18 protein-coding genes are annotated in these 23,495 nt (G+C 72.0%); 10 read left to right on the forward strand and 8 right to left on the reverse strand.

The genetic code is table 11. The features are described 5' to 3' along the window. Positions 1–132 precede the first annotated feature (132 nt). The 5 genes from ASF76_RS12750 (at position 133) to ASF76_RS12770 (ending at position 7,175) form a co-directional block, all read left to right on the forward strand. Positions 133–1,062 (forward strand): AAA family ATPase, encoded by a 930-nt coding sequence (locus tag ASF76_RS12750; RefSeq protein ID WP_055960074.1) that lies wholly within the window; start codon positions 133–135, stop codon positions 1,060–1,062. Next, on the forward strand, positions 1,062–2,363 hold the full coding sequence (locus ASF76_RS12755) for a DUF58 domain-containing protein (protein WP_055958375.1): 1,302 nt from the start codon (positions 1,062–1,064) through the stop codon (positions 2,361–2,363). Before ASF76_RS12750 ends, ASF76_RS12755 begins: the two co-directional genes overlap by 1 nt. A 125-nt stretch (positions 2,364–2,488) precedes the next feature. After that, the gene (locus ASF76_RS12760; protein WP_055958378.1) at positions 2,489–3,511 is read left to right on the forward strand and encodes a 3-oxoacyl-ACP synthase III; all 1,023 of its coding nucleotides are present in this window, start codon (positions 2,489–2,491) and stop codon (positions 3,509–3,511) included. Beyond that, complete coding sequence (locus ASF76_RS12765; protein ID WP_055958381.1) at positions 3,508–6,219, forward strand: alpha/beta fold hydrolase; 2,712 nt, start codon at positions 3,508–3,510, stop codon at positions 6,217–6,219. The genes ASF76_RS12760 and ASF76_RS12765 overlap by 4 nt, the downstream gene beginning before the upstream one ends. Continuing rightward, positions 6,216–7,175, forward strand: coding sequence for an NAD-dependent epimerase/dehydratase family protein (locus tag ASF76_RS12770; RefSeq protein ID WP_055958384.1), 960 nt, complete (start codon positions 6,216–6,218; stop codon positions 7,173–7,175). Before ASF76_RS12765 ends, ASF76_RS12770 begins: the two co-directional genes overlap by 4 nt. A 232-nt stretch (positions 7,176–7,407) precedes the next feature. Here the strand turns inward: ASF76_RS12770 and katG are convergent, their stop codons facing one another. From katG to ASF76_RS12785, 3 genes are all read right to left on the reverse strand, one after another. After that, the gene (gene katG / locus ASF76_RS12775) at positions 7,408–9,666 is read right to left on the reverse strand and encodes a catalase/peroxidase HPI (RefSeq protein WP_156459252.1); all 2,259 of its coding nucleotides are present in this window, start codon (positions 9,664–9,666) and stop codon (positions 7,408–7,410) included. Beyond that, entirely contained in the window at positions 9,663–10,124 is a 462-nt protein-coding gene (locus ASF76_RS12780; protein ID WP_055958388.1) for a Fur family transcriptional regulator, read from the reverse strand. Before ASF76_RS12780 ends, katG begins: the two co-directional genes overlap by 4 nt. Positions 10,125–10,196: 72 nt before the next feature. Beyond that, on the reverse strand, positions 10,197–11,192 hold the full coding sequence (locus ASF76_RS12785) for a stage II sporulation protein M (protein ID WP_055958391.1): 996 nt from the start codon (positions 11,190–11,192) through the stop codon (positions 10,197–10,199). A 16-nt stretch (positions 11,193–11,208) separates the two neighbouring features. Between ASF76_RS12785 and ASF76_RS12790 the strand changes: the two genes are divergently transcribed. Beyond that, positions 11,209–12,039: an RDD family protein gene (locus ASF76_RS12790; protein ID WP_200936134.1), complete on the forward strand. Its 831-nt coding sequence runs from the start codon at positions 11,209–11,211 to the stop codon at positions 12,037–12,039. Between the two features lie 140 nt (positions 12,040–12,179). Here ASF76_RS12790 and ASF76_RS12795 read toward each other — a convergent pair whose 3' ends face one another. Beyond that, a complete protein-coding gene (locus tag ASF76_RS12795) occupies positions 12,180–12,386 on the reverse strand; it encodes a DUF3499 family protein (RefSeq protein WP_055958394.1) in 207 nt (68 codons plus the stop codon). 151 nt (positions 12,387–12,537) lie between these two features. On the opposite strand from ASF76_RS12795, the gene ASF76_RS12800 reads away from it, so the two are divergent. After that, positions 12,538–12,972: a hypothetical protein gene (locus ASF76_RS12800; protein ID WP_235561300.1), complete on the forward strand. Its 435-nt coding sequence runs from the start codon at positions 12,538–12,540 to the stop codon at positions 12,970–12,972. An 84-nt stretch (positions 12,973–13,056) separates the two neighbouring features. Here the strand turns inward: ASF76_RS12800 and ASF76_RS12805 are convergent, their stop codons facing one another. The 4 genes from ASF76_RS12805 to manA form a co-directional block, all read right to left on the reverse strand. Further along, positions 13,057–14,448: a DUF5719 family protein gene (locus ASF76_RS12805; RefSeq protein WP_055958397.1), complete on the reverse strand. Its 1,392-nt coding sequence runs from the start codon at positions 14,446–14,448 to the stop codon at positions 13,057–13,059. Then, positions 14,445–17,291 carry a glycosyltransferase gene (locus ASF76_RS12810; RefSeq protein WP_055958400.1) on the reverse strand — a complete coding sequence of 949 codons (2,847 nt, stop codon included), beginning with the start codon at positions 17,289–17,291 and terminating at the stop codon, positions 14,445–14,447. Before ASF76_RS12810 ends, ASF76_RS12805 begins: the two co-directional genes overlap by 4 nt. Before the next feature lie 98 nt (positions 17,292–17,389). After that, positions 17,390–17,713, reverse strand: coding sequence for a WhiB family transcriptional regulator (locus ASF76_RS12815; protein ID WP_055958404.1), 324 nt, complete (start codon positions 17,711–17,713; stop codon positions 17,390–17,392). 144 nt (positions 17,714–17,857) lie between these two features. After that, positions 17,858–19,018 carry a mannose-6-phosphate isomerase, class I gene (manA, locus tag ASF76_RS12820; protein ID WP_082485191.1) on the reverse strand — a complete coding sequence of 387 codons (1,161 nt, stop codon included), beginning with the start codon at positions 19,016–19,018 and terminating at the stop codon, positions 17,858–17,860. A 63-nt stretch (positions 19,019–19,081) separates the two neighbouring features. On the opposite strand from manA, the gene ASF76_RS12825 reads away from it, so the two are divergent. The 3 genes from ASF76_RS12825 (at position 19,082) to ASF76_RS12835 (ending at position 23,456) form a co-directional block, all read left to right on the forward strand. Continuing rightward, a complete protein-coding gene (locus ASF76_RS12825) occupies positions 19,082–20,482 on the forward strand; it encodes an O-antigen ligase family protein (RefSeq protein ID WP_055958411.1) in 1,401 nt (466 codons plus the stop codon). 98 nt (positions 20,483–20,580) lie between these two features. Then, positions 20,581–22,494: a glycosyltransferase gene (locus ASF76_RS17695; RefSeq protein ID WP_055958413.1), complete on the forward strand. Its 1,914-nt coding sequence runs from the start codon at positions 20,581–20,583 to the stop codon at positions 22,492–22,494. Beyond that, complete coding sequence (locus tag ASF76_RS12835) at positions 22,491–23,456, forward strand: glycosyltransferase family 2 protein (RefSeq protein WP_055958416.1); 966 nt, start codon at positions 22,491–22,493, stop codon at positions 23,454–23,456. The genes ASF76_RS17695 and ASF76_RS12835 overlap by 4 nt, the downstream gene beginning before the upstream one ends. Positions 23,457–23,495 lie beyond the last annotated feature (39 nt).

Genomic DNA, 23,495 nt, shown 5'->3' on the forward strand with positions numbered 1-23,495 from the left:
GTCCCCGGTCCCGACGCTCCTGCGTCGAGCGACCCGCGCGCCGCCGGCTCAGCGCCCGCGCCCGGCGCCGCCCCCGCCACCACACGGGCTCAGGCCCGGGCCGCCGACGACCACGCCGCCCTCCGCGAGTCCATGCACCGCGTGCGCCTCGAGGTGGGCAAAGCCGTCGTCGGACAGGACGGGACGGTCACCGGCCTCCTCATCGCCCTGCTCTCACGCGGCCATGTCCTGCTCGAAGGCGTCCCCGGCGTGGCCAAGACGCTGCTCGTGCGCTCCTTCAGCCGCGCCCTGGGTCTCGATACGCGTCGCGTGCAGTTCACCCCCGACCTCATGCCGGGAGACGTCACCGGGTCGCTCGTGTACGACCCCCGCGCCGGCGGATTCGATTTCCGCCCCGGCCCCGTCTTCACCCACGTGCTGCTGGCCGACGAGATCAACCGCACGCCGCCCAAGACCCAGGCGGCGCTGCTGGAGGCCATGGAGGAGCGACAGGTGTCGTCCGACGGCGAGAGCCGCACCCTCCCCGACCCCTTCCTGGTCGCGGCGACCCAGAACCCCATCGAGCACGAGGGCACCTACACGCTCCCCGAGGCGCAGCTCGACCGCTTCCTCCTCAAGCTCGTCGTCGACCTGCCCGGGCGCGACGCCGAGGTCGACGTGCTGCGTCGCCACGCGAGCGGTTTCGACCCCCGGCGATTGGATGACGCCGGGGTGCACGCCGTGGTCACGGCCGACGAAATCCTCGCAGCGCAGCGCGCCGCGGCATCCGTCGCCGTCGACGACGACCTGCTCGGGTACGTCGTCGACCTCGCCCGCGCCACCCGCCAGAGCCCCTCGGTGCTCCTGGGCGTCAGCCCCCGCGCCACCACGGGACTGCTGGCCGCCGCCAAGGCCTGGGCGTGGCTCGGCGGCTACCCCGCGATCACGCCCGACCATGTGCAGACCATGCTCGTGCCCGTCTGGCGGCACCGTATCCGCCTGCGCCCCGAAGCCGAGATCGAGGGCGTCTCGGTGGATGCCATCCTCACCTCCGTCCTGCAGCAGACCCGCGTCCCCATCTGATGTTCGTCACCGGCCGCCTCGCCCTGCTCGTCGCCCTCGGCGTCGTTCCCCTCGTGCTGCTGAGCAGCGCGGGGGTGTCGGCGTGGACCGCCGCGGGCGGCTGGGTGGTGCTCTGCGCCGTCCTGGCCGCCGTCGACACGGCCGTGGCCGCCGACGCGCGACGCGTGGAGATCACGCGGACGCTGCCGGAGCGGGCGCTGCGCGACGAACCCGTCGCGGGGGAACTGCGGGTGCGCAATCTCGGCACCCGCCCGCTGAGAGCGCGGCTGCGCGACGCGTGGCAGCCGACAGCGGGTGCGCCCACGGCGCGGCAGAGCGTCACCGTCCCCCCGGGTGAGCGGCGGGGGGCTCCCCTGTCTCTGCTTCCCCGCCGCCGGGGCGAGCTGCGCAGCGCGTTCGTCGTCGTGCGTTCGGTGGGTCCGATCGGCCTCGCGGGCCGGCAGGCGGTTATCGACACTCCCGCGCGCCTGCGGGTGCTGCCCCCGTTCACCTCTCGGCGCCATCTGCCTTCACGGCTCGCCCGGCTGCGGGAGCTCGACGGCAACACCACGCTGCAGGTGCGCGGACAGGGCACGGAGTTCGACAGCCTGCGCGAGTACGTCCGCGGAGACGACGTGCGCTCGATCGACTGGCGGGCCACCGCCCGCGCGGGAACGACGATGCTGCGCACGTGGCGACCGGAGCGCGACCGGCACGTCGTCATCGTCATCGACACCGGGCGGACGGCCGCCGCCCGGGTCGGCGATGGAGTGCGCCTGGACGCCGCGATGGAGGCCGCATTGCTGCTCTCGGTGCTCGCGACACGCGCCGGCGACCACGTGCACCTGCTCATGTTCGACCGCGTCACCCGCGCGCGCGTCACCCGGATCGACGGCTCGCAGCTGCTTCCCGCCCTGGTGGATGCCATGTGCCCGGTCGACCCCCAGCTGATCGACACCGACTGGGATGCCGCCTTCGCGCAGATGCGCGGCCTGTCCGTGCGCCCCGCCCTGGTCGTGCTGCTGACCGCGGCCGACGATCCCGAGGCCGCGCGGGCATTCCTCGCATCGTTGCCCGCCGTCGCGTCACGGTCGCGGCTGTTGGTGGCGACGGCGACGGACGGTCCGGGCCAGGCACCGCCGCACCGGGATGCCGCCGACGTGTACGCCGCCGCGGCCGTCGAGCGTGCCCGGCATGACGCCGAGCGCGTGCGCGACGCGGTGGTGCGCGCGGGCGGCGACGCGGTGTCGGCATCGGCCGACGACCTGCCGCCCCTCGTCGCCGACCGCTACCTCGCGCTCAAGGCGGCGGGCCGCCTTTAGCACGTTCAGCCCCCATGCAGCCCGCGACATACGACGCGGCTTATCCTGAGGGGTAATCTTCGAGCCGTCTGCGCGTCCCCTCCGCGCTCGGCTGCGCCGTCTACGCACAGGATGCGGGAGCTCTCTTGCCAGGTAATGCCACCACGCACTTCGACGATGTGGCTCTTGTTTCGGTGGCGAGCGTCCTGCCCAGCCGCGTGACGACGTCCGACGACATCGAGGCGAGGCTGGCCCCGGCGCTGGAGCGTCTCAAGCTCAAGCCCGGTCTTCTGCGCCGCGTCGCGGGTGTCGACGAGCGTCGCAACTGGGCCGAGGGCGAGTCCTCCGACGAGGCGACGATCGCCGCGGGCAAGCAGGCGCTCGCCGAGGCCGGAGTCGACCCCAGCGAAGTCGGCCTGATCATCAACACCTCGGTCACCCGCAAGCACCTCGAGCCGTCGGTGGCCGTGCGCCTCCACCACGGTCTCGGCCTGCCGAGCTCGGCCATCAACTTCGATGTCGCCAACGCATGCCTCGGCTTCATCAACGGCATGAGCCTGGCCGCCGGCATGATCCAGTCGGGCCAGGTGAAGTACGCCCTGATCGTCAACGGCGAGGATGCCGACGAGATCCAGGTCAACACCATCAACCGTCTCGTGCGCGAAGACCTCGACCGCGACGCCTTCATGCAGGAGTTCGCCTCGCTGACCCTGGGCTCGGGCGCCGCCGCCGCCGTACTCGGCCGCGCGAGCGATCATCCCGAGGGCCACCGCATCGTCGGCGGCGTGACGCGCGCCGCCACGCAGTTCTACGACCTGTGCGTCGGCAGCGTCGACGGCATGTTCACCGACGCGAAGGCGCTGCTCAAGGGAGGCCTCGACCTCGTCGTGTCGGCGTGGAAGGAGGCGAAGGACGAATTCTCGTGGACGGGCATGGACCGCTACATCACGCACCAGGTCTCCTCCGTGCACACCTCCGCGATCGTCCGCGCCGCCAAGCTCGAACGCACTCGTGTGCCGGTCACCTACCCCACCCTGGGCAACGTGGGACCGGCATCCATCCCCATCACCCTTGCCGCCGAGCAGAAGACGCTGCGCCGGGGCGACCGCGTCCTGCTGATGGGAGTGGGCTCCGGGCTGAACACCGGCATGCTGGAGCTGGCCTGGTGAAGGTAACCGCCCCCGGCGCGACCCTGCCCCCGGTGGGTCTGCCCGGCCTCGACCCGGCCCTGTCCCGCCTCGTCGCGGTCGACGGTGTCGCCGCCGATGCGCGCACCACCCGCACCTGGCACGTGCTCGACACCGGCGACGCTCTCGCCGAACACGGCATCGTCCCCGTCGGCACGATCGTCGCCGTCCACGGAAACCCCACCTGGTCGTATCTCTGGCGTGCACTGGTGAGCACCTCGCTGCAGCGCGCCGAAGCCGGCCGCACGGCGTGGCGGGTCGTCGCGGTCGACCAACTGGAGATGGGCTTCTCGGAGCGCTCCGGTCTGCGGCGAACGCTCGCCCAGCGCATCGCCGATCTCGGCGCGCTCATCGACGAGCTCGGCATCCCGGGTCCGGTCGTGACGATCGGGCACGATTGGGGAGGGCCCGTCTCGCTCGGGTGGGCCGTCGAGAACCGCGACCGTCTCGCCGCGGTCGTCGCCCTGAACACCGCCGTGCACCACCCCGACGGTGCGCCCCTGCCGTTCGCGTTGCGTGTGGCGACCGCTCGGGGCCTGCTCGCCGCCGGGACGACGGGGACGACCGCGTTCCTCGACACCACGCTCGCGCTCGCCGATCTGGATCCGGCCGTGCGCTCCGCCTTCCGCGCGCCCTACGCCACGGTCGCCCGCCGCCGAGGCATCGGCGGGTTCGTCGCCGACATCCCCGCCACCTCGGCCGACGAGAGCACCCCGGCCCTGCGTCGCATGTCGGCCGGCCTGCGGCGGCTCGACGTACCGGCGCTCCTGCTCCGCGGACCCAAAGACCCCGTGTTCGGCGAGGGTCACCTCGACGACCTCACCGACCGTCTGCCCCACGCCGACGTGCATCGCTTCGAGGGCGCCGGGCACCTCATGGCCGAAGAGCGGCCCTACGCCGACGTCGTGCTCGACTGGCTCGACGAGAAGGTCGTGGATGCCGCGATCCCGCGCACGACGCAGGACTCCGGCGCGGTTCCGCCCGGCGACGCCGGCTCGACCCTCACCGCGGGCGACGGCTCCGTCGAGCCCGCGCCCACCGCCTCCGGCGCCCCGGCGGAGGCGGTCACCGGCTCCCTCTGGGACGCCCTCGACGCCCGCCGCGACGATGACGACACCGCCGTCATCGACATGAGTACCTCCCGTGACGGCGAGCCGCTGCGCGTGAGCTGGCGTCAGCTCGCCACCCGCGTCGATGAGATCGCCGCGGGCCTCGACGCGTTCGGCGTCCGCGCGGGAGACCGCGTCTCCCTGCTCGTGCAGCCCGGCCCCACCCTCACCGCCGCGCTGTACGCGTGCCTGCGCATCGGCGCCGTCGTCGTCGTGGCCGACCGCGGTCTCGGCATCCGGGGTCTGTCGCGCGCCGTCCGCGGTACCGTCCCCGACGTCGTCATCGGCGAGGTCGCGGGGCTCGCGGCCGCGCGCGCGCTCGGCTGGCCCGGCCGCCGCATCTCGGCCGCCTCCCTCCCCGCGGCGGGTTCGCGCGCTCTGGGCGTCGAGGCGAGTCTGTCCGACCTGGCCCGCGCCGGGCGGGGTCGCGCCCTGCCCGCATCGCCCGCGCCCGACGCCGATGCCGCCGTGCTGTTCACGTCCGGCTCGACCGGGCCGGCCAAGGGCGTCGTCTACACGCACGCGCAGCTCACGGCCCTGCGCGACACCCTCGCCGCGCACTTCGGCGTCACCGCCGACACGGGTCTCGTGACCGGTTTCGCGCCGTTCGCGCTGCTCGGCCCGGCGCTGGGTACCCGCTCCGCCACCCCCGCCATGGACGTCTCCGCTCCCCGCACCCTCACCGCCGCAGCCGTCGCCGCGGCCGTGCGGGCCTCCGACGCGCGCATGGTGTTCCTCTCGCCCGCCGCCGTCGCCAACGTCGTCGCGACGGCATCCGACCTGGGCGGAGAAGACCGGGCGGCGCTCGAGGGGGTCGAGACGTTCCTGTCCACCGGCGCCCCGGTCGGCATCGACCTGCTCCGCCGCGCGCAGCGACTGATGCCGAACGCCGTCGCCCACACGCCCTACGGCATGACGGAGTGCCTGCTCGTCGCCGACGTGACTCTGCCCGAGATCGAGCAGGCTGCGGGTGACCGCGGTGTCTGCGTCGGCCGCCCGCTCGGCACGGGCCAGGTGCGCATCTCGGCGATCGACGCCGACGGCCGCGCCACCGGAGAGCCGACGACCGACGCCGGAATGACCGGCGAGATCGTCATCTCCGCCCCCCACCTCAAGCGGGGCTACTTCCGCCTCTACCTCACCGACCGCGAGGCGCGCCGGGGTCTCCCCGACCGCTGGCACCGCACCGGCGACGTCGGCCACCTCGACGCCGAGGGACGCCTCTGGGTCGAGGGGCGACTCCCCCACGTCATCACCACCGCCGAGGGACCCGTGACCCCGGTCGGCATCGAGCAGGATGCCGAGACCGTCGACGCCGTCGCGCGCGCCGCGGCCGTCGGAGTCGGACCCGTCGGCCGTCAGGTCGTCGTCGCCGTCGTCGAGGCCGGCGCACGACGCCCCGGGCTCGCATCCCCCGCCCTCACGGATGCCGTCCGTGCCGCGACGCCGCAGCGGCTGGCGGCCGTCCTGGTGGTGCCCACCCTTCCGACCGACATCCGTCACAACTCCAAGATCGACCGCACCCGCGTCGCCGCGTGGGCCGAGCGCCTCCTGGCCGGCGAGAAGCCCACGGCGCCGTGAGGGTGCTCGCCACCGGTGCGTCCGGTTTCCTCGGCGGGGCCGTCGTGCGTGCCCTGCAGGACGCCGGACACTCCGTCCGCACCCTCCAGCGCCGCCCCTCGCGCGTCGACGGCGCCGAGGATCGTCTCGGTTCCGTGACGGATCCGGATGCCGTGGCATCCGCCCTCGACGGTATCGACGGCGTGGTGCACCTGGCGGCCAAGGTGTCGCTCGCCGGCGACCCCGCCCAGTTCCGCGCGGTCAACGTCGAGGGCACGCGAACGCTCCTCGACGCTGCTGCCGCCGCCGGTGTCTCGCGCATCGTGCACGTGTCCTCGCCGTCGGTCGCACACGCCGGCCACGCGCTCGCGGGCGTCGGCGCCGAGCCCGCCGATCCGGATGCCGCGCACGGCGAATACGCCCGCACCAAGGCCGAAGCCGAGCTGCTGGCGCTCTCACGCGCGCAGGCGGGTACCGCGCTCGTCGCGATCCGCCCGCACCTGGTCTGGGGTCCGGGTGACACGCAACTCATCGCGCGCATCGTCGACCGCGCGCGCCGGGGCCGTCTGCCCCTGCTGAACGGCGGTACGGCGCTCATCGATTCCACCTACGTCGACAATGCGGCATCCGGGATCGCCGCCGCCCTCGCCCGCGTCGACGACGTCAGCGGACGCGCGTACGTGCTGACCAACGGCGAGCCGCGTCCCGTCGGCGACCTGCTCGCCGGGATCTGCCGTGCCTCAGGTGTCGCACCGCCGAGATTCAGCGTGCCCGCGGCGCTGGCTCGCGCGGCCGGCGCCCTCGTCGAACGCGTGTGGGCCGTGCGTCCGGGCGAGGACGAGCCGCCGATGACCCGCTTCCTCGCCGAGCAGCTGTCGACGGCGCACTGGTTCGACCAGACCGAGATCCGCCGCGACCTGCGCTGGACACCTTCGGTGTCGCTCGACGAGGGCCTGCGCCGGCTCTCGCTCGCCTGACGTCCCGGGCAGCGCGCCCGCACCGCGCCCTACCCCTCCGCGAGAAACGCGATCCGCGCGAAGAAACGCCCCGTCGCGTCGTTTCTCGCCGCGAGACGCGTTTCTCACGAGGCCACCAGCGACCACCGCCCGCCCCGCACGGCGCAGAGCCCGCCCCACACCACGGAAGGCCCGCCCCACGCGGGGGACGAGCCTTCCGGATGCCGCGACCACAGAGCCGCGGCGAAGGAACTCAGACCAGGTCGAAGCGGTCGAGCTCGGTGACCTTGCGCCAGGCGGCGACGAAGTCCCGCACGAACTTCTCCTTCGCGTCGTCCGAGGCATAGACCTCGGCGAGCGCCCGCAGCTCGGAGTTCGACGAGAACACCAGGTCGACGCGCGTGCCGATCCCGATGCGCTCCCCCGAGCCGTCGCGGGTGCCCTCGAACGCGTGCTTGCCGCTGTCGAGCGGCTTCCACGTCGTGCCCAGGTCGAGCAGGTTCGCGAACACGTCGTTGGTCAGCGCGCCGGGGGTGTCGGTGAACACACCCCAGTCGCTGCCGTCCCAGTTAGCCCCGATCGCGCGGAGCCCGCCGACCAGCACGGTCATCTCGGGCGCGGTGAGCGTGAGCAGGTTGGCCTTGTCGAGCAGCAGGAACTCCGCCGGAAGCCGCGTCTCGCGCGAGGCGTAGTTGCGGAAGCCGTCGGCGATCGGCTCGAGCCAGCGGAACGAGGCGACCTCGGTCTGCTCCTGCGAGGCGTCGGTGCGGCCGGGGGTGAAGGGCACCTCGACCTCGACGCCGCCGGCGAGGGCGGCCTGCTCGACACCGGCGTTGCCCGCGAGCACGAGCAGGTCGGCGATCGAGACCTTCTTGCCGTCCGCGGCCTGCGCGTCGAACCCGGCCTTGACGTTCTCGAGCACCTCGAGCACGGATGCCAGCTGCTCGGGGTTGTTGACCGCCCAGCTCTTCTGCGGCTCGAGGCGGATGCGCGCACCGTTCACGCCACCGCGCTTGTCGGAGCCGCGGAACGTGGATGCCGCGGCCCAGGTCGTGGTGACCAGCTGCTGCACCGTGAGGCCGCTGTCGAGGATCTGCCGCTTGAGCGCCGCTGCGTCGGAGGCGTCGATCAGCGCGTGGTCGACGGCGGGCACGGGGTCCTGCCACACGAGCACCTCGGCGGGCACCTCGGAGCCGAGGTAGCGCTCGCGCGGGCCCATGTCGCGGTGGGTCAGCTTGAACCAGGCGCGGGCGAAGGCGTCCTGGAACGCAGCGGGGTCCTCAGCGAAGCGACGCGAGATCTTCTCGTATGCCGGGTCGACGCGGAGGGCCAGGTCGCTGGTGAGCATGCGGGGCTCCCGGCGTCCGTCGGAGTGCGCCTCCGGCACGAGGCCCGCGCCGCCGCCGTTGACGGGACGCCACTGGTGCGCACCCGCGGGGCTCTGGAAGAGCTCCCACTCGTAGGCGAAGAGGATGTGGAAGAACTCGTTGTCCCAGCGGGTCGGGTGGTAGGTCCACGTGACCTCGAGACCGCTGGTGATGGTGTCGTCGCCCTTGCCGGTGCCGTGACTGTTCGTCCAGCCCAGGCCCTGGTCGTTGATGTCGGCGGCTTCGGGGTTCACACCCACGTGCGAATCGCTCGCGGCGCCGTGCGTCTTGCCGAAGGTGTGGCCACCGGCGATCAGGGCGACGGTCTCCTCGTCGTTCATGGCCATGCGGCCGAACGTCTCGCGGATGTCGTGCGCCGACAGCTGCGGGTCGGGCGTGCCGTTGGGGCCCTCCGGGTTGACGTAGATGAGACCCATCTGCACCGCCGCCAGCGGGCGCTCGAGCTCGCGGTTGCCCGTGTAGCGCTCGTCACCGAGCCACGTGGTCTCCGGGCCCCAGTACACGTCGTCGTCGGGCTCCCACACGTCGGTGCGGCCACCGGCGAAGCCGAGGGTCGGGAAACCCATGTCTTCGAGCGCGACGTTTCCGGCGAGGATCATGAGGTCTGCCCACGAGATCGACTGGCCGTACTTCTTCTTGATGGGCCACAGCAGACGGCGGGCCTTGTCGAGGTTGACGTTGTCGGGCCAGCTGTTGAGCGGGGCGAAGCGCTGCATGCCGGCACCGGAGCCACCACGGCCGTCGGTCACCCGGTAGGTGCCGGCGCTGTGCCAGGCCATGCGGATCATCAGCGGGCCGTAGTGACCGAAGTCGGCGGGCCACCAGTCCTGCGAGGTCGTCATGACGTGCTGGATGTCGCTCTTCACGGCATCCAGATCGAGCGCTTCGAACGCCGCGCGGTAGTCGAAGCCCTCGTCGAGGGGGTCGCGCAGGGCGTTGTTCTTCGCGAGGATCTTCACGTTCAGGGCCTCGGGCCACCACACGCGGTTGGCCGAACCCTGGGTCGGGTGCGGCAGGGCACCGGCGGGCTCGCTGTCGGCGGGGGCCTCGCCCACCGGCAGTCGGTTGTCGTCGGGGGCGGCGCCGTCGTGGAAGACGGGGCATCCGTTCAGAGTGTCGCTCATCGGGATCCTCTCGGTTTTTCGGCTTCGGACTTCGCTCGACAATCGGAGCACACGCCCCAGAACGTCACCTCGGCGGTCTCTATGACGTAGCCGCTTCCCTCGGGCACGTGCAGGCAGGGGGCGGACCCCACCACGCAGTCCACATCGTCGATGCGTCCGCATGAGGTGCACACCACGTGATGGTGGTTGTCGCCCACGCGCAGTTCGAACGTGCCGGCGTGACCGGCGGGTTCGATGCGGCGGGCGAGACCCGCGTCGGCGAAGTCGCCGAGCGCGTTGTACACCGACTGCTTGCTGGTGCCCGGAAGGATGCCGCGGATTCCGTCGTACACGGCGTCCGCCGTCGCATGCGGATGAACGCGCAGAGCCTCGAGCACGGCGACACGCGTCGCCGTCACCCGCAGACCCGCGCCGCGGATGAGGGCATCCGCGGCGGCATCCGGTCGACTGTCGAGCATGCGACGAGCCTACCTAATTTTGAGTGAATCAAAAATGACACGCCGGGAAACGATCGGGATTCCGGATGCCGTTCACCCGGCCGTCAGCGTCGGCGTTCCCGCCTCGTACTCCGTGAGGTCACCCGTCTCACCGACGCTCGCGGCTCGGCGACCCACCCACAGCATGTAGAAGAGGAAGACGCCCAACGCCGCAGCGCCGATGGCGATCTTGATCGGCCACGGCCAGTCGCGCGGGGTCACGAACCCCTCGACGACGCCCGACAGTGCGAGGGCGAAGACGAGTCCCACCGCCACCGTCGCGAGCGACCGCCCTGCAGCGGCGAGGGCCTCTCCGCGCGTGCGTCGGCCGGGCGCGACCCACGCCCAGAAGATCTGGAGCCCCGCCGCCCCCGCGACGAAGATGCACGTGAGCTCGAGCAGACCGTGCGGGAGGATGAACTGGAAGAACACATCGGCGCGGTCGAAGGCGATCATGATCGCGGCCGACTGACCCACGCCCACGGCGTTCTGCATGATCACCATCGCCGGCCATACCCCGGTCACCCCGAACATCACGCACTGCGCCGCGATCCAGGCGTTGTTGGTCCAGACCGTCCCCGCGAAGATCGCGTTCGGATTCTCGCGGTAGTAGTCGACGAACTGCTCGTCGGCGTAGTTCTGCAGATCGCTCTGCGCGCCGAGCGCGGCGATCGCGGCGGGATCGCCCGAGATCCACAGGGCGACCAGCGTCGACACCAGGAGGAAGAACACCGTCACCGCCAGCGTCATCCATCGCACGCGGTACAGGGCTGCCGGCAGCTGCAGCAGGAAGAAGCGAGGCAGCTGCTTGAGGACGTTCTCACGGACGCCGGTCAGGCGGAGCCGGGTGCGAGCCAGCAGGATCGAGACGTAGTCGCCCTGCGGGGTGCGGCCGGCCGACGTCTTGATGTCGGCGAGATCGGCCGACGCCGCACGATAGCGGGTGACGAGTTCGTCGACCTCAGGGCCGCTCAGATGCCGCATGCGCCCGAGCTCGTCGAGACGGGCCCACTCGTCCCGCCGAGCAGCCGTGAGGGCGTCGAGGTCCATGTGGTCAACTGTACGCATGGCTCTGCCTCCGACCCCCGCTCCCGCGGTCTCCGTGGTGCACATGAACGCGGACGAAACCCTCACCGGCGAAGCCGTCGCCCTCGACGTTCAGCCGGTCGGTTTCTTCCTTCGCGCCGTCGGAGCCGTCATCGACTTCGTCGTCGGTATCGCCGTGCTGGTGGGCTGTGCTCTGCTCCTGCTCTGGATGATCGGGGCGGGCACCCTGCCGGAGTCGGCGATCGGCATCGGCGTCATCTCGTTGCTCGTGGTCGTCATGGTGGTGCTGCCCACCTCGGTCGAGACGCTGTCTCGCGGGCGCAGTCTCGGCCGGCTGGCTGTGGGGGCCCGCATCGTGCGCACCGACGGCGGCGCCGCGGGCTTCCGGCAGGCCTTCATCCGCGCGTTGGTGGGGGTGCTCGAGCTGTGGTTCACCCTGGGCGCGATCGCGGCCGTCGTCGGCATCTTCACGCCGCGCGCGCAACGCCTCGGCGACCTGCTGGCGGGTACGGCCAGCGAACGCACCCGTACGCGCCCCTTGCCGCCCGCAGCCCCCGGGGTGCCACCGGGTCTCGAGCCCTGGGCCGAGATCGCCGACGTCACGCGGCTGCCCGATCGTCTCGCCGCGCGCATGTCGCAGTTCGTGCGCGGAGCCGAGGCACTGGAGCCTGCCGCACGAGCCCGCGTCGCGGCATCCCTGGCCGAGGCCGTGCGCCCCTTCGTCTCACCCCACCCGTCCGTGGATGGCGAGACTTTCGTCCGCGCGGTGTCGGCCGTGCGGCGCGACCGCGAGTACCGCGCGCTGGTCCTGGAGAGTTCGCGGGCCGCGGCGCTCACCGAGCAGCCCTGACCCGCACGGCTTCGATTCGGGGCGGATATGGCCGTTCGGGGCGGGATTCCTTTGCCCCGAAAGGTGAAGCACTCCCCCAACATCCCGATGGAGGAGTGCGAAACCCGACCTTCCGCGCACGCCCTTCCGGCGCGAGAGGATCAGGTGCGCAGCGTCTCGTGACGCACGACCACCCAGCCCTTGGGAACCGACAGCCGATCGGCGTGGATCGCGCACAGGTCGTGCGCATGAGGGTCGCCGGCGGGACCCATGGGGCCCAGGGCTGCCATCTGGTCGCCGTAGTCGTAGGTGAGGGTGCTCATCGCCTCGCGGGCACATCCCACCTTCGAGCAGAGTCTGTCGCGCATCGCCGGTCAGCCTAGTCAGCACCTCCCCCGCAGCCTTCGCGCCGCGCCGATGCCCGGCATCCGCTCCCTCACCGCCGGCGCATGCAGGGTCTGCCGGCCGGTGCACCCGGGTCTGCCCACCCGGGCGCACGCGCGAACGTAGGATGGGCGCATGATGCGTCGCCGATCCCGCGAAGCGCGGCCGGTCGCCCGCCCGTCGCGTCACGGGCGGCACGGGCGCGAGAACCGCAGCCCGGTGGTGCGACCGCCGCTGCCCCCGATCGACACGCGCGTCGAGAGATTCGACATCGCGGTGAGCACCGCGGCGGAGTTCCTGCGCTCGGCCTGGACCGACCTGCGCGAGGTGTCGTTCGAGATCGGCATCATGCCCCCCGCCTCGGCCGACGGCATCCCGCGCTGGACGGTTCTGCGGGAGCAGAAGCGCATCATCCTGTACCGCGTGCCCATCGAACGCTTGGGACACCCGCATCAGGACGACGATCTGCACCGTCGCATGGTGATCGAGGGGGCGGTGTTCCGCGCGGCCGCCGAGTATCTCGATCGTGATCCCTGGGACCTCGGACCGGAGCGGTTCCGCTTCTTCTGAGCCACCGCCTCATGGAATGACGCGATCCCGCGCATCTCGCCGTCACCGCGATGCGACCCCGGCGCGTGCCGCCGAGTCGGCCCCTCAGGGCAGGACGGTGACCGCCGACGCCGCCGCATCGGCGGGCCAGAGCGGGTACGACGCCAGTACCGACGTCCCGGCGTATGTGACGGCGGCGCGCACGGGCGCAGTCGTCTCGAGGCGGTACACGCCGGCCGCGACCGACAGTGCCGCGCTCGAACCCGCAGCGATAGAGGTCGCAACGGGGTCGCCGCCCTCGACGGGAGTGAGCGTGACGCTCGCGTCGCTCGTGCCCGTCGCGAGCACCACCGCCGCCCCCGAGCCGGGGGCCACGGCGACGACGCTGGGATCGGCGATCTCGGGGGCCGCGGCGTACCAGGCGAAGTCGGAGCCCTGACCGAAGCCCGTCGTCGACCACGTCGCACCCACGACGGGGGCCGTGGCCGTCACCTCGACCGTGTACATGCCCTCGGCTGTGCCCGACAGGTCGACGGCGGTGGGGAGTCCGGCGCTCAGCGGGATGTCGAAGGCGGCGGGGGCGGGGGTCGCGGCACCCACCGGGACCAGGGTGATGGTGGCGGTGGCGTCTTCACCCGGCGCCAGCAGGCGCAGGACGGTGCCGACCTGGCCCGCCGCGGCCGGGATGACCTGCACACCCGGCATCACCAGGCGCGTGTCGGCCTGCGCCGTCGGGGCCACCTGCTCGACACCACCGGGCAGCAGCACCCGGGTCACACTCGTCTGCAGAGCCGCGTGCACGGGAGCACCGGCCGAGACGACCCGCACGACGGGACTCTCCTCCCCCAGCAGCAGTCCGGCCAGGGGGACGATGCGGCGCTCACCGGCCGCGATGACGACGTTCTGTCCGCTCGGCGGCGTCGACACGCCCTGCGAGCCGTACACCGACAGCTGCACCGTCGCCGGCACGCTGCCGGGGTTGGCCAGCTCGATCAGATCGTTCGCGCCCGTGGTGCTCGCGCCTCCTACCAGCCACGACTCCGCCAGGGGCGGGCGGCACGCGGATGCCGCGAAGCCGACGAGGTCGTCGGATGAGGCGGTGGCCGAGGTCGCCGCGGCGATCGACGTCAGGACCCCCTCGCGCGGTGCCGCCCGGAGGGCGGGGGCGTCGCCGTCGGACGCTCCCGTCGCTCCGCCGAGCGCGCTCGTGGTCGCACCGGCGTCGGCCGGTCCGCTCACGATCTCCGACGCGGCGGCGGCGCTGAGGCTGCCCGCGGCGTCGGCACTGCGCCCGAGCGCCAGCAGCGGACCATCGCAGGCGAGCACCGTGTCGCTGGGCGCCGGGGTCGCCTGCAGGCGAACCGGTTGCGCCGCGTACTGGGGCCAGGGCACCGCGATCGCGGCGACGGTGCCGACGACGGCTGCCGCAGCGATGGCCGCCCCGGCGACCAGCCGAGCGCTCGTGGCGGCGTAACGGGCGAGACGGCGCTCACTCATCGCGAACCTCCCGATGTCGGTCCGACGATGCGCGGGGTGCGCCGCGCGATGCGACGCGAGGCGGCGGTGGGAACGGCCAGCAGCAGCGCGATCACCAGCACGCCGAGCGAGCCCAGCGCGACGAGCCGCTGAAGGGTCGTCCCGTGCTCGTCCAACGGCGCGCGAGGGATGACCTCGGTGTTCACGCGCCAGAGGTCTCCGCGCGAGGTCGTTCCCACGGGATCGAGCAGGTCGCGCTGGTCGAGAGAGGTGGCGGCTCCCAGCCGGTCGCCGAGCACGACGTCGTTCTGTGTCGACGGCGCCGAAGACAGCAGGACGAAGCCGATCCCCCGCTCGGCCAGCCGCGATACGACGTCGTCGGTCGACGGTGACACCAGATCGGCGGCGAGGGCGGCGAGTTCGCGTTGCTGGTCGTCGGCGGAGGTGCGCGTGGCGTCGACCGTACTCTGGCCCGACAGCGTGGCGCTTCCGCCCCAGACCACCTCGACGCGCAGTCCGTCGTCGCGGGGGTCGAGCACGAGCGTCCCGATGGCGAGCGAGCCGCGCCCCTCGGCGGCGACGAAGGCGGGAAGGGTCGAGACGGGTCCGTTCGTCAGCACCGAGCGCTGGGTGGCACCGTCGGCGAGTTGCGCGGTGAGCGCCGGAGCGACGGCCACGGCGAGCGCCAACACCGCCGCGAGCGCGCCGATCGGGCGCAGGGCCCGGACACGGTCGGGGATGCCGGCGTCCAGGGCGACGACGGCGGCGCCGACCACACCCACCCACGCCAGGCTGAGGCCGGAACCGGCCCAGAGCGGCACCGCGGCGGCGGAGTCGTCGAACGACACGGCGACACCGACGGCGGCGAACGCCGTGGCGAGCCCCGCTACGGCGATGACGATGAGCCCGGATGCCGTGATCCAGCGCGCCGTGAGCACCGACAGCACGGCGAGGAACGCGAGCGGTGCCAGGAGCAGCCCCACCCACCACACCGGGTGACCGAGCAGACTCGCCCACCCGCCCGGGTCGGAGGTGGGGAACCCCGCGGCCAGCAGCGCACGGCCGATCGGATCGGGCGAGACCTCGGCTCCCGCGAACGGCACGCCGGGGTCGGCGAGCAGACCCCACGCGTTGCCCGCTCGCACCTGGGTCCATACGAGCGGGGCGAAGATCACCGCCGAGGGGATCACCAGCCACACCACGCGGGCGATGCCGCGGCCGGCGACGAGGGCGACGACCACGAGGGCGGCGCACCACAGCACGACCACCGCGGGCGCGAGGGACGGCGCGCAGGCGAGTACCGCGACGAGCAGCACGGATGCCGCCCCGGCCGGTGCCCAGGAGCGATGCGCGACGCTGGCGGCGGAGAACAGCCACGGCAGCAGCAGGTGCGCCAGCACCCCGGCGGGACGGCCCTCGACGAGCGCGGCGAGGAAGGTCGGTGCGAGCGCCCACGAGATCGCCGCGACGATGCGCAGCAGCGACGACTCCGTCACACGCGTGGCGGCGAACCATCCGCCGAGCACGGCGAGCGGGAGCGCGAGGACCCACAGCACGACGAACGCGCGCGACGGATCGCCCGGAGACAGGGTCCCGACCATCGCGACGAGAGCTGCGAACGGGTCGGCGGGGCCGATGGCATCCAGTCCGAGTGGGCGCTGCCCCCAGGCCGCGTCCTGCCACAACTGTGCGACATTCGCCCGCAGAGGCGCCAGTGCGCCGCCGCCGAGCACCGGCCAGGCCAGCAGCGGGGCGAACAGCGCCACCGACACGGCGAGCGCGCCGAGCACGGTCCACGCGCCGCCCCCCACGAAGAACTTCAGTTCACTGCGGACGGGGGCGTCGGGGTCGCCCACGTCGCCCTGCCAGCGCACGCGCATCTCGGCGCGCGAGACGCGCAATGGGGCGATCCGAGACCATCCGACGCTCCGGACCGCGCGAATCCGCCGCCGCGCGCGGGCGACAGCGGCCGGCCGCGCCATCACGAGCAGCGTCGCCCCCCATTCGGGCAGCACGCGGTGCGGCACCTTCGTCACCAGGTGGACGAACGTGCGCCACACGGCGAGGGGCAGGAACGACAGCCAGTGCAGCGGGACCGCGGGGGCCGGCGCGTACACGAGTCGGCGGTGCAGTTGCGCCGTGCGGGTCGCGAACGCGCGGCGGCGCGCGCGACGACGACCGCGGGCCATGGCCGCGACGCCGTCACCGGCGACGGCGACCCGGGCGGCGGGGACCACGGCGACGAGGCGCGCGCCCAATCGCGCGCGGACCCCCAGGTCGAGTCCCTCGTCGGCACCGCCGAGGGCGGGATCGAGTCCGCCGAGCGCGGTCCAGGCGTCGCGCCGCACGAGGAGCCCGCGCACGTCGGCACCGAGCACGTCGGAGGAGCGATCGCGCTGACCCTGGTCGAGCTCGCCCGCGACGAGGTCGACGGTGGCGCCGTAACGATTCATGCTCACGCCCAGGGACCGGATGACGTCACGATCGTCCCAGTCGACGAGCTTGGGGGCCGCCACCACCAGCGGCGGCGAGAGTTCGAGGGCACCCGCGAGACGCTCGAGCGCCTCGGGATCGGCGGCGGTGTCCTGCGCCAGGAGCCAGACCGCATCCCCCGTCAGGCGGGGTGTCGCCAGCGCCGTCGCCGCGGCGAACGACGTCCCGGCGGATGCCGTGATCACACCCTCGGCTCCTGACCCGGCGGCCAGGCGAGTGAGCTCGGCGTCGGGGCCGCACAGCACGATGGTGAGGGCATCGACGCGACGGGTCTGGGCCGCGAGGGCGGAGAGCGTGCGCTGGAGATGGTTCGCCGCGGGAGTGCGTCCTTCGGGACGCACGACGAGGATGGCGTGTACACGGTCGGGCATGACGCGGATCAGCCTAAGTCCGCCTCGGCACGATCGCGGACGCCGCGCCGTCGGCCACCGGATCGCTCACGCGTGCAGCGGGGGCGGGGGCGTGCGACTCAGGCGCGACGCTTGAGCTTGCGGCGCTCGCGCTCGCTGAGTCCGCCCCAGATGCCGAAGCGCTCGTCGTTCTGCAGGGCGTACTCGAGGCACTCGCTCTTGACATCGCACGAGGTGCAGATGCGCTTGGCATCGCGGGTCGATCCGCCCTTCTCGGGGAAGAACGCCTCGGGGTCGGTCTGCGAGCAGAGCGCATCGGTCTGCCACGCGAGGGTGTTCTCCTCGGTCGTGTCGATGTCGCGGCGAACGCCGGGAACACCGAGGTCGACCGGGTCTACGAACCAGTTGTCCGGAACACCGGACCGGTACTGCGACGTCGCCATATCATCCTCCCCCTCGTTCGAGCCCCCATGACGCGGCCTGCACGTAGGGATAATTACACCCGTGTGATTCGGATTGGTCAAGTCGCGGATGGTAAACCCTCAAGGGCGACCTGAACCTTCAGGACACGCCACGGCGTGTCGCGGTCACGCCCCCGGCATGGCGACGAAGACCTCGCCGGCGCCGTCGCTCGCCAGCGGCGACTCGTCGGGGGTCACCAGCGCCGCCTCGCCGGCAGCGAGGGTGATCACGGCGCCCGACGCACCGGTCAACGTCGTCGACCCCGCCACGCCGAGGGCGATCGCGACGTCGCGCAGGTCGAGGCGCGCCTCCGCACCCTCGGCGAGGTGCCCCAGCGCGAAGTCGGCGATGCCGGGGGCGAAGACCTCCGCCTCCCCGGCCGGTGTCGGACGCAGGAAGGGCGGCTCGGCCGGACGGAAGTCGACGAGCGCGAGCAGCTCGGCCACGTCGATGTGCTTGGGCGTCAGACCGCCGCGCAGCACGTTGTCGCTCGCCGCCATGATCTCCACGCCCAACCCCGCGACGTAGGCGTGCAGGACGCCGGCCGGCACGAAGATCGCCTCGCCCCGGCGCAGCTGCACGAGGTTCATCAGCAGCGCGACGACGATCCCGGGATCCGCCGGGTACGCCGAGTGCAGCGAACGGGTCAGCTCCAGCTCCGCGGCGAAGGGGGAGGATTCGGTGGATGCCGCGGCATCCACGATCTGTGCGATCTCGGCCGGATCGGCCTCGCCGAGCAGCCAGCCGATGGTCGAGCGCAGCGCGTCGGCGGCGTCTCCCCCCGACAGGTGGGCGCGGAGCGTCGCGACGGCGGGCGCGTCGCCGAGGGCATCGACAAGGGCGCGGGTGCGTGAGATGTCGCGCAGGCCCGCGAGCGCGGTGAAGGTGTCGCTCAGGGCGACGATCACCTCGGGCTTGTGGTTGTCGTCCTTGTAGTTGCGCGACCCCGCGTCGCGCGGGACACCCGCAGCCTCTTCGCGGGCGAACCCCTCGACGGCCTGCTCCTTGGAGGGGTGCACCTGGATCGACAGGGGGGCCCCTGCGGCGAGGAGCTTCAGCAGGTACGGCAGCTTCGCGGGCACGTGCTGCTGCTCCGCGACGGCGGGCAGCCACGCGTCGAGCGTGCGGTCGGTGCCGTCGTGCACCACGGCCGGCGAGCCCGGGTGATCGCCGAACCAGACCTCGGCTTCGGGGGCGCCGCTGGGCTCGCGTCCCTCCAGGTCGGCGATGAGCGTCGGGCTGCCCCAGGCGTAGTCGCGGGGCGTGTTCGAGATCGCAACAAGCACGGGCGTCAGCATAGTGCGAGCACCGAACACGCCCCGGATGCCGACGGGTAGCCTGAACCCATCATGGCGATGTACACGAACCACCCCGTGTCGGCGCTGCCGACGGCGCCTCCGCGCGAGACGACGGGGCACCTGCTGCTGCGGGCGTGGTGCGTTTTCGTCATCCTGCTCGCCCTCGGCGGCGTGGGGCTCGTCAACGCCGCCGGTCCCGTCGTGGCAGCCGTGGTCGCGGTGGCCTCGGCCATCGTCTCCGCCGTGATCTGGGTCGTGACCCGCCCGCCGATGGCCGTCCGGCGTCTGCCCTGGCTGGCTTTCGCGTACCTGGCCTGGGCGACGGCGTCGATCGCGTGGAGCGCCTGGCCCGCGGCATCCGTCCTCACCTGGCTCCTCCTCGTGATCACGACCTTCCAGGGCCTGTTCGTCGGGGCGGTGCTCACCTGGCGCGACGTCGTCCGCGCCGTCGCATCGGCGGCGAAGTGGGTCGTGGGACTCTCGCTGCTCTTCGAGGTCGCGGTGTCGCTGCTGGTGCGCGGACCCCTCCTCCCCGGTTTCGTCGTGCCGTCCGCGCGCATGGACCCGATCCTGTACTGGTCGCGCGACAACCTCTTCGACGGCGGGCGCATCCAGGGCCTCTTCGGCAACGCCGACCTGCTCGCCGCGGCCATGCTCGTCGCCATCATCGTGTTCGGCGTGCGTCTCGCCGCCGGCGCGCCCCGGCGCGTGCTGCTGATGCTGTGGACCGCCCTCGCCGCCTTCCTGTTCGTGCGCGCGGGCTCCGCGACCGCATTCATCGCCGCCGCCTTCGTGGCGCTGGTCCTCGGCACGGTCCTCGTCATGCGCACCGCCCGCCGCCCCGGCGAGCGCACGCGCTGGTACCTGCTCTACGCCGCGATCGGCCTGGGCTTCGGCGGCGCCCTGTGGCTCGGACGCGAGACGGTGTTCGGCGTGCTCGGCCGGGAAGCCGATCTGCTGGGGCGCGAAGGCATCTGGGCCGACGTGCTGGCGCGCGCCGACCAACGCCCCATCGCCGGCTGGGGGTTCTCGACGCCGTGGGTCCCCACGGAGCCGCTCATCGACGGCTGGATCGTCGACCACGACCAGACCGTTGTGCAGGCGCACAGCATGTGGCTCGACGCCTACCTGCAGCTCGGCGTCGTCGGTGTCGCGCTGCTCGCCCTCGTCTTCTTCGCGTACGTCTGGCGCTCGTGGTTCTTCGCCGTCGACCGCCCCCGCTGGGACCTGCGCGACGACCGCCCGCACTCCCCCCTGACGCTGCTGCCCACCCTCATCGGCGCCCTGCTCGTGGTGCAGGGACTCACCGAATCGGGTCCGCTGCTGCTGTGGGGATGGATGTTCGTCGTCCTCTTCGGCGCGAAGATCAAGCAGACACCGCTTGTCGGCGTCGGCCCCAGCGAGCAGAGCATCTCGATCGAGCGCGGCGAGCTGGTGCGGCCGTCCGCCTGAGCGGCGCGGCGGACCGGCGTCCAGGGTCGCCCGGAGTGCGCCCGGTAGACTTCCCGCTGGCCGTCCGCGGCCGCTGCGCCTAGACGAAAGACTTCTTCGTGACGTACACCCTGCAGAACGCCGTCCTTCCTCTCGACCGCGATCCGGATCTCCTCCCCCTGTACGTCGATCCCGAGACGTGGTCGACGATCGATGAAGAACCGGTCCGTGTCACCAACGTCGCTCAACTGGCGAACATCCTCGATCGCCACCGCGCCCGCATCGTCGCCGGACGCCGAGTGTCCTTCGGCACCTACTTCAATGCGTTCCCGGCCTCGTACTGGCAGCACTGGACCGCCGTGCGGCAGGTGCGTCTGACGGTGCGCACGACCGGGGATGCCACGATCCTCGTCTACCGCTCGAACGGCGGCGGCACCAAACAGCGCATCGAGACCCGCGAGGTGCGGGGCGAGGCGACGGCCAGCTCCTTCGATCTCGTATTGGACCAGTACAGCGACGGAGGCTGGATCTGGTTCGACCTCGCCGCCGACACCACCGACGCCACCTTCGAGGGCGCAGAGTGGACCACCGAGCAGGAGCCCGTGCGCGGCGGCAAGGCGAGCATCGGAATCACCACCTACAACAAGCCCGACTACTGCGTCGAGACGCTTGGCGCCCTGGCCGACGCCCCCGACGTGCTCGACGTCGTCGACCGTGTGTTCATCATCGATCAGGGCACCGACCTCGTCGAAGCGCAAGATGCCTACCCCGCCGTGGCGGAACGACTCGGTGAGACGCTCCAGGTCATCCGCCAGCCCAACCTCGGTGGATCGGGCGGCTTCGCCCGGGGCATGGTCGAGACCCTGGCGCGCGAGGGCAGCGACTTCGTGCAGCTGCTCGACGACGATGTGCGCATCGAACCCGAGTCCATCCGTCGGTCGGTGGTGTTCGGCCGCTACGCGTCGGTCCCCACCATCGTCGGCGCCCACATGTTCGATCTTCTCGACCGTCCCAAGCTCCACGCGTGGGCCGAGGTCGTCGACGATGCCCCCTTCATGTGGCGCGCCCTCTTTCAGGAGCGACTCCCCCACGACTTCAGCGTCGCCAACCTCCGCCAGTCGCCGCTGCTGCACATGCGGCTCGACGCCGACTATAACGGGTGGTGGATGTGCCTCATCCCCACCAGCATCCTGCGCGAGATCGGCCTGTCACTCCCGGCCTTCATCAAATGGGATGACGCGGAGTTCTGCGTCCGGGCCCGGGATGCCGGCTACCCGACCGTGTCGATGCCGGGCGTCGCGCTCTGGCACGTGTCGTGGATCGGCAAAGACGACTCGATCGACTGGCAGGCGTATTTCCATGCGCGGAACCGCATCGTGGCCGCCCTGCTGCACTCCCGATCGCCGCTGGGGGGCACGCTCATCCGCCACAGCCGACGGGTCGACCTGAAGCACCTGATGATGATGCAGTACTACCCCGTCGAGCTGCGCCACCGAGCTCTGCGCGACGTCCTCTCGGGCCCCGAGCACATGCGCCGCGGGCTCGCGACGGCTATGCCCGAGGCGCGCACGGTCGCCAAGAAGCATCCCGAAACGGTGGTGCACAAGGACTCGGGGGTGCCGTTGCGCTCGCGCCACGGTCGCCAGGTCTTCAAGCGGCTCAAGAAGAACGAGTTCGACAGTCCGACCGGTGTCGCACTTCGCACCTTCACGGTGCGCACGCTCATCTCCCATTGGTTCCACACCCCGAAGCCCGAGAACCTCGCCCAGCCCGAGGTCGAGTTCGGCAAGGGCGACGCGCACTGGTGGCGGGTGCCCCTCTACGACAGCGCGCTGGTGAGCGCCGCGGACGGTTCGGGCAAGAACATCTACACGCGTGATCGCGCGCAGTTCCGCCGCATGCTCGTCGACAGCTGGCGGCTGCACCGCCGTCTGCAGCGCGAGTGGCCGCGCCTGTCCCGTCAGTATCGACGCGCGTTGCCCACCCTCGTCTCCGAACAGCAGTGGCGCACGACCTTCGAGGAGCTTTCGTGAGCACGTTTGACCCCACGACCGCGACCATCGTCGTCGTCACCTACAACCGCACGAACCTCCTCACGCGTCTCCTCGAAAGCATCGAGCGGATGTCGCCGGCACCGGGGCATCTCGTGATCATCGACAACGCCTCGACCGACGACACCACCGCTGTCGTGGAGTCGTTCCGCGATCGCCTGCCCACCGAGCTCGTCTACCGCCGCCTCGAGACCAATACCGGTGGCTCGGGCGGGTTCAGCGAGGGCATGCGGGTCGCCTACGACCTCGGCTCCCAGTGGATGTGGCTGATGGACGACGACGTCGAGGTCGTCTCCGACGGACTCGCGCGCATGGGGCATTGGGCCCCTCGGTTCCGGAGCATCCAGGGACGCCGCTACGACTACGACGGCAGCGAGTTCTACTGGCAGTACCGCATCGCCGAGTCGATGGCGATCCCGATCCCCTACGCCCCCGCGGCCTTCGACGACTCGGGCTTCAAGCCGATGAACTCGGGATGCTTCGAGGGCATGTTCATCCACCGCGACATCGTGGCGAAGATCGGGCTCCCCGACCCCCGCTTCTTCATCTACTGGGATGACCAGCTCTACGGCTGGCTGGCCTCACGCGAGACGCCGTCGGTGATCGTGAACGAGTTCGTGCTGCGCCGCACCCGCGAGATCAAGCAGTGGGACATGGGCATCCGCCACATGAACGCCTCGAGCGACGCGTACCGGTACTACATCATGCGCAACCGCGCGTACCTGCAGAAGTACTATCGCGCCCTCGGCGAATACCGCGCCCTCCCCTTCACCGCGGGGACGGTCTTGACGTTCGTGAAGGAGCTGATCCGCCTCGTCGTCGTGGAGCGCAAGATCAGCGGCACCAGCCACCTGTTCCGCGGGCTCCGCGACGGACGCACGATCTCCCGGGACGACTCGTGGAAGCCGATGCCTCCGCTGGAGCCGGCTCGACCCGTCGCCTGACGCGGCCGCACCCGGCCGCCGTCCGACGCCCCCTTGCCC

This window comes from Microbacterium sp. Leaf151, from assembly GCF_001424225.1.
GTDB lineage: Bacteria > Actinomycetota > Actinomycetes > Actinomycetales > Microbacteriaceae > Microbacterium.

What these genes read in the sequence shown, in the direction of transcription:
- ASF76_RS12750 (WP_055960074.1), top strand. Translation starts at nt 133, where the DNA reads ATGCACCGCGTGCGCCTCGAGGTGGGCAAAGCCGTCGTCGGACAGGAC.
- ASF76_RS12755 (WP_055958375.1), top strand. Translation starts at nt 1,062, where the DNA reads ATGTTCGTCACCGGCCGCCTCGCCCTGCTCGTCGCCCTCGGCGTCGTT.
- katG (WP_156459252.1), bottom strand. Translation starts at nt 9,666, where the DNA reads ATGAGCGACACTCTGAACGGATGCCCCGTCTTCCACGACGGCGCCGCC.
- ASF76_RS12780 (WP_055958388.1), bottom strand. Translation starts at nt 10,124, where the DNA reads ATGCTCGACAGTCGACCGGATGCCGCCGCGGATGCCCTCATCCGCGGC.
- ASF76_RS12785 (WP_055958391.1), bottom strand. Translation starts at nt 11,192, where the DNA reads ATGGACCTCGACGCCCTCACGGCTGCTCGGCGGGACGAGTGGGCCCGT.
- ASF76_RS12790 (WP_200936134.1), top strand. Translation starts at nt 11,209, where the DNA reads ATGGCTCTGCCTCCGACCCCCGCTCCCGCGGTCTCCGTGGTGCACATG.
- ASF76_RS12795 (WP_055958394.1), bottom strand. Translation starts at nt 12,386, where the DNA reads ATGCGCGACAGACTCTGCTCGAAGGTGGGATGTGCCCGCGAGGCGATG.
- ASF76_RS12800 (WP_235561300.1), top strand. Translation starts at nt 12,538, where the DNA reads ATGATGCGTCGCCGATCCCGCGAAGCGCGGCCGGTCGCCCGCCCGTCG.
- ASF76_RS12805 (WP_055958397.1), bottom strand. Translation starts at nt 14,448, where the DNA reads ATGAGTGAGCGCCGTCTCGCCCGTTACGCCGCCACGAGCGCTCGGCTG.
- ASF76_RS12810 (WP_055958400.1), bottom strand. Translation starts at nt 17,291, where the DNA reads ATGCCCGACCGTGTACACGCCATCCTCGTCGTGCGTCCCGAAGGACGC.
- ASF76_RS12815 (WP_055958404.1), bottom strand. Translation starts at nt 17,713, where the DNA reads ATGGCGACGTCGCAGTACCGGTCCGGTGTTCCGGACAACTGGTTCGTA.
- ASF76_RS12825 (WP_055958411.1), top strand. Translation starts at nt 19,082, where the DNA reads ATGGCGATGTACACGAACCACCCCGTGTCGGCGCTGCCGACGGCGCCT.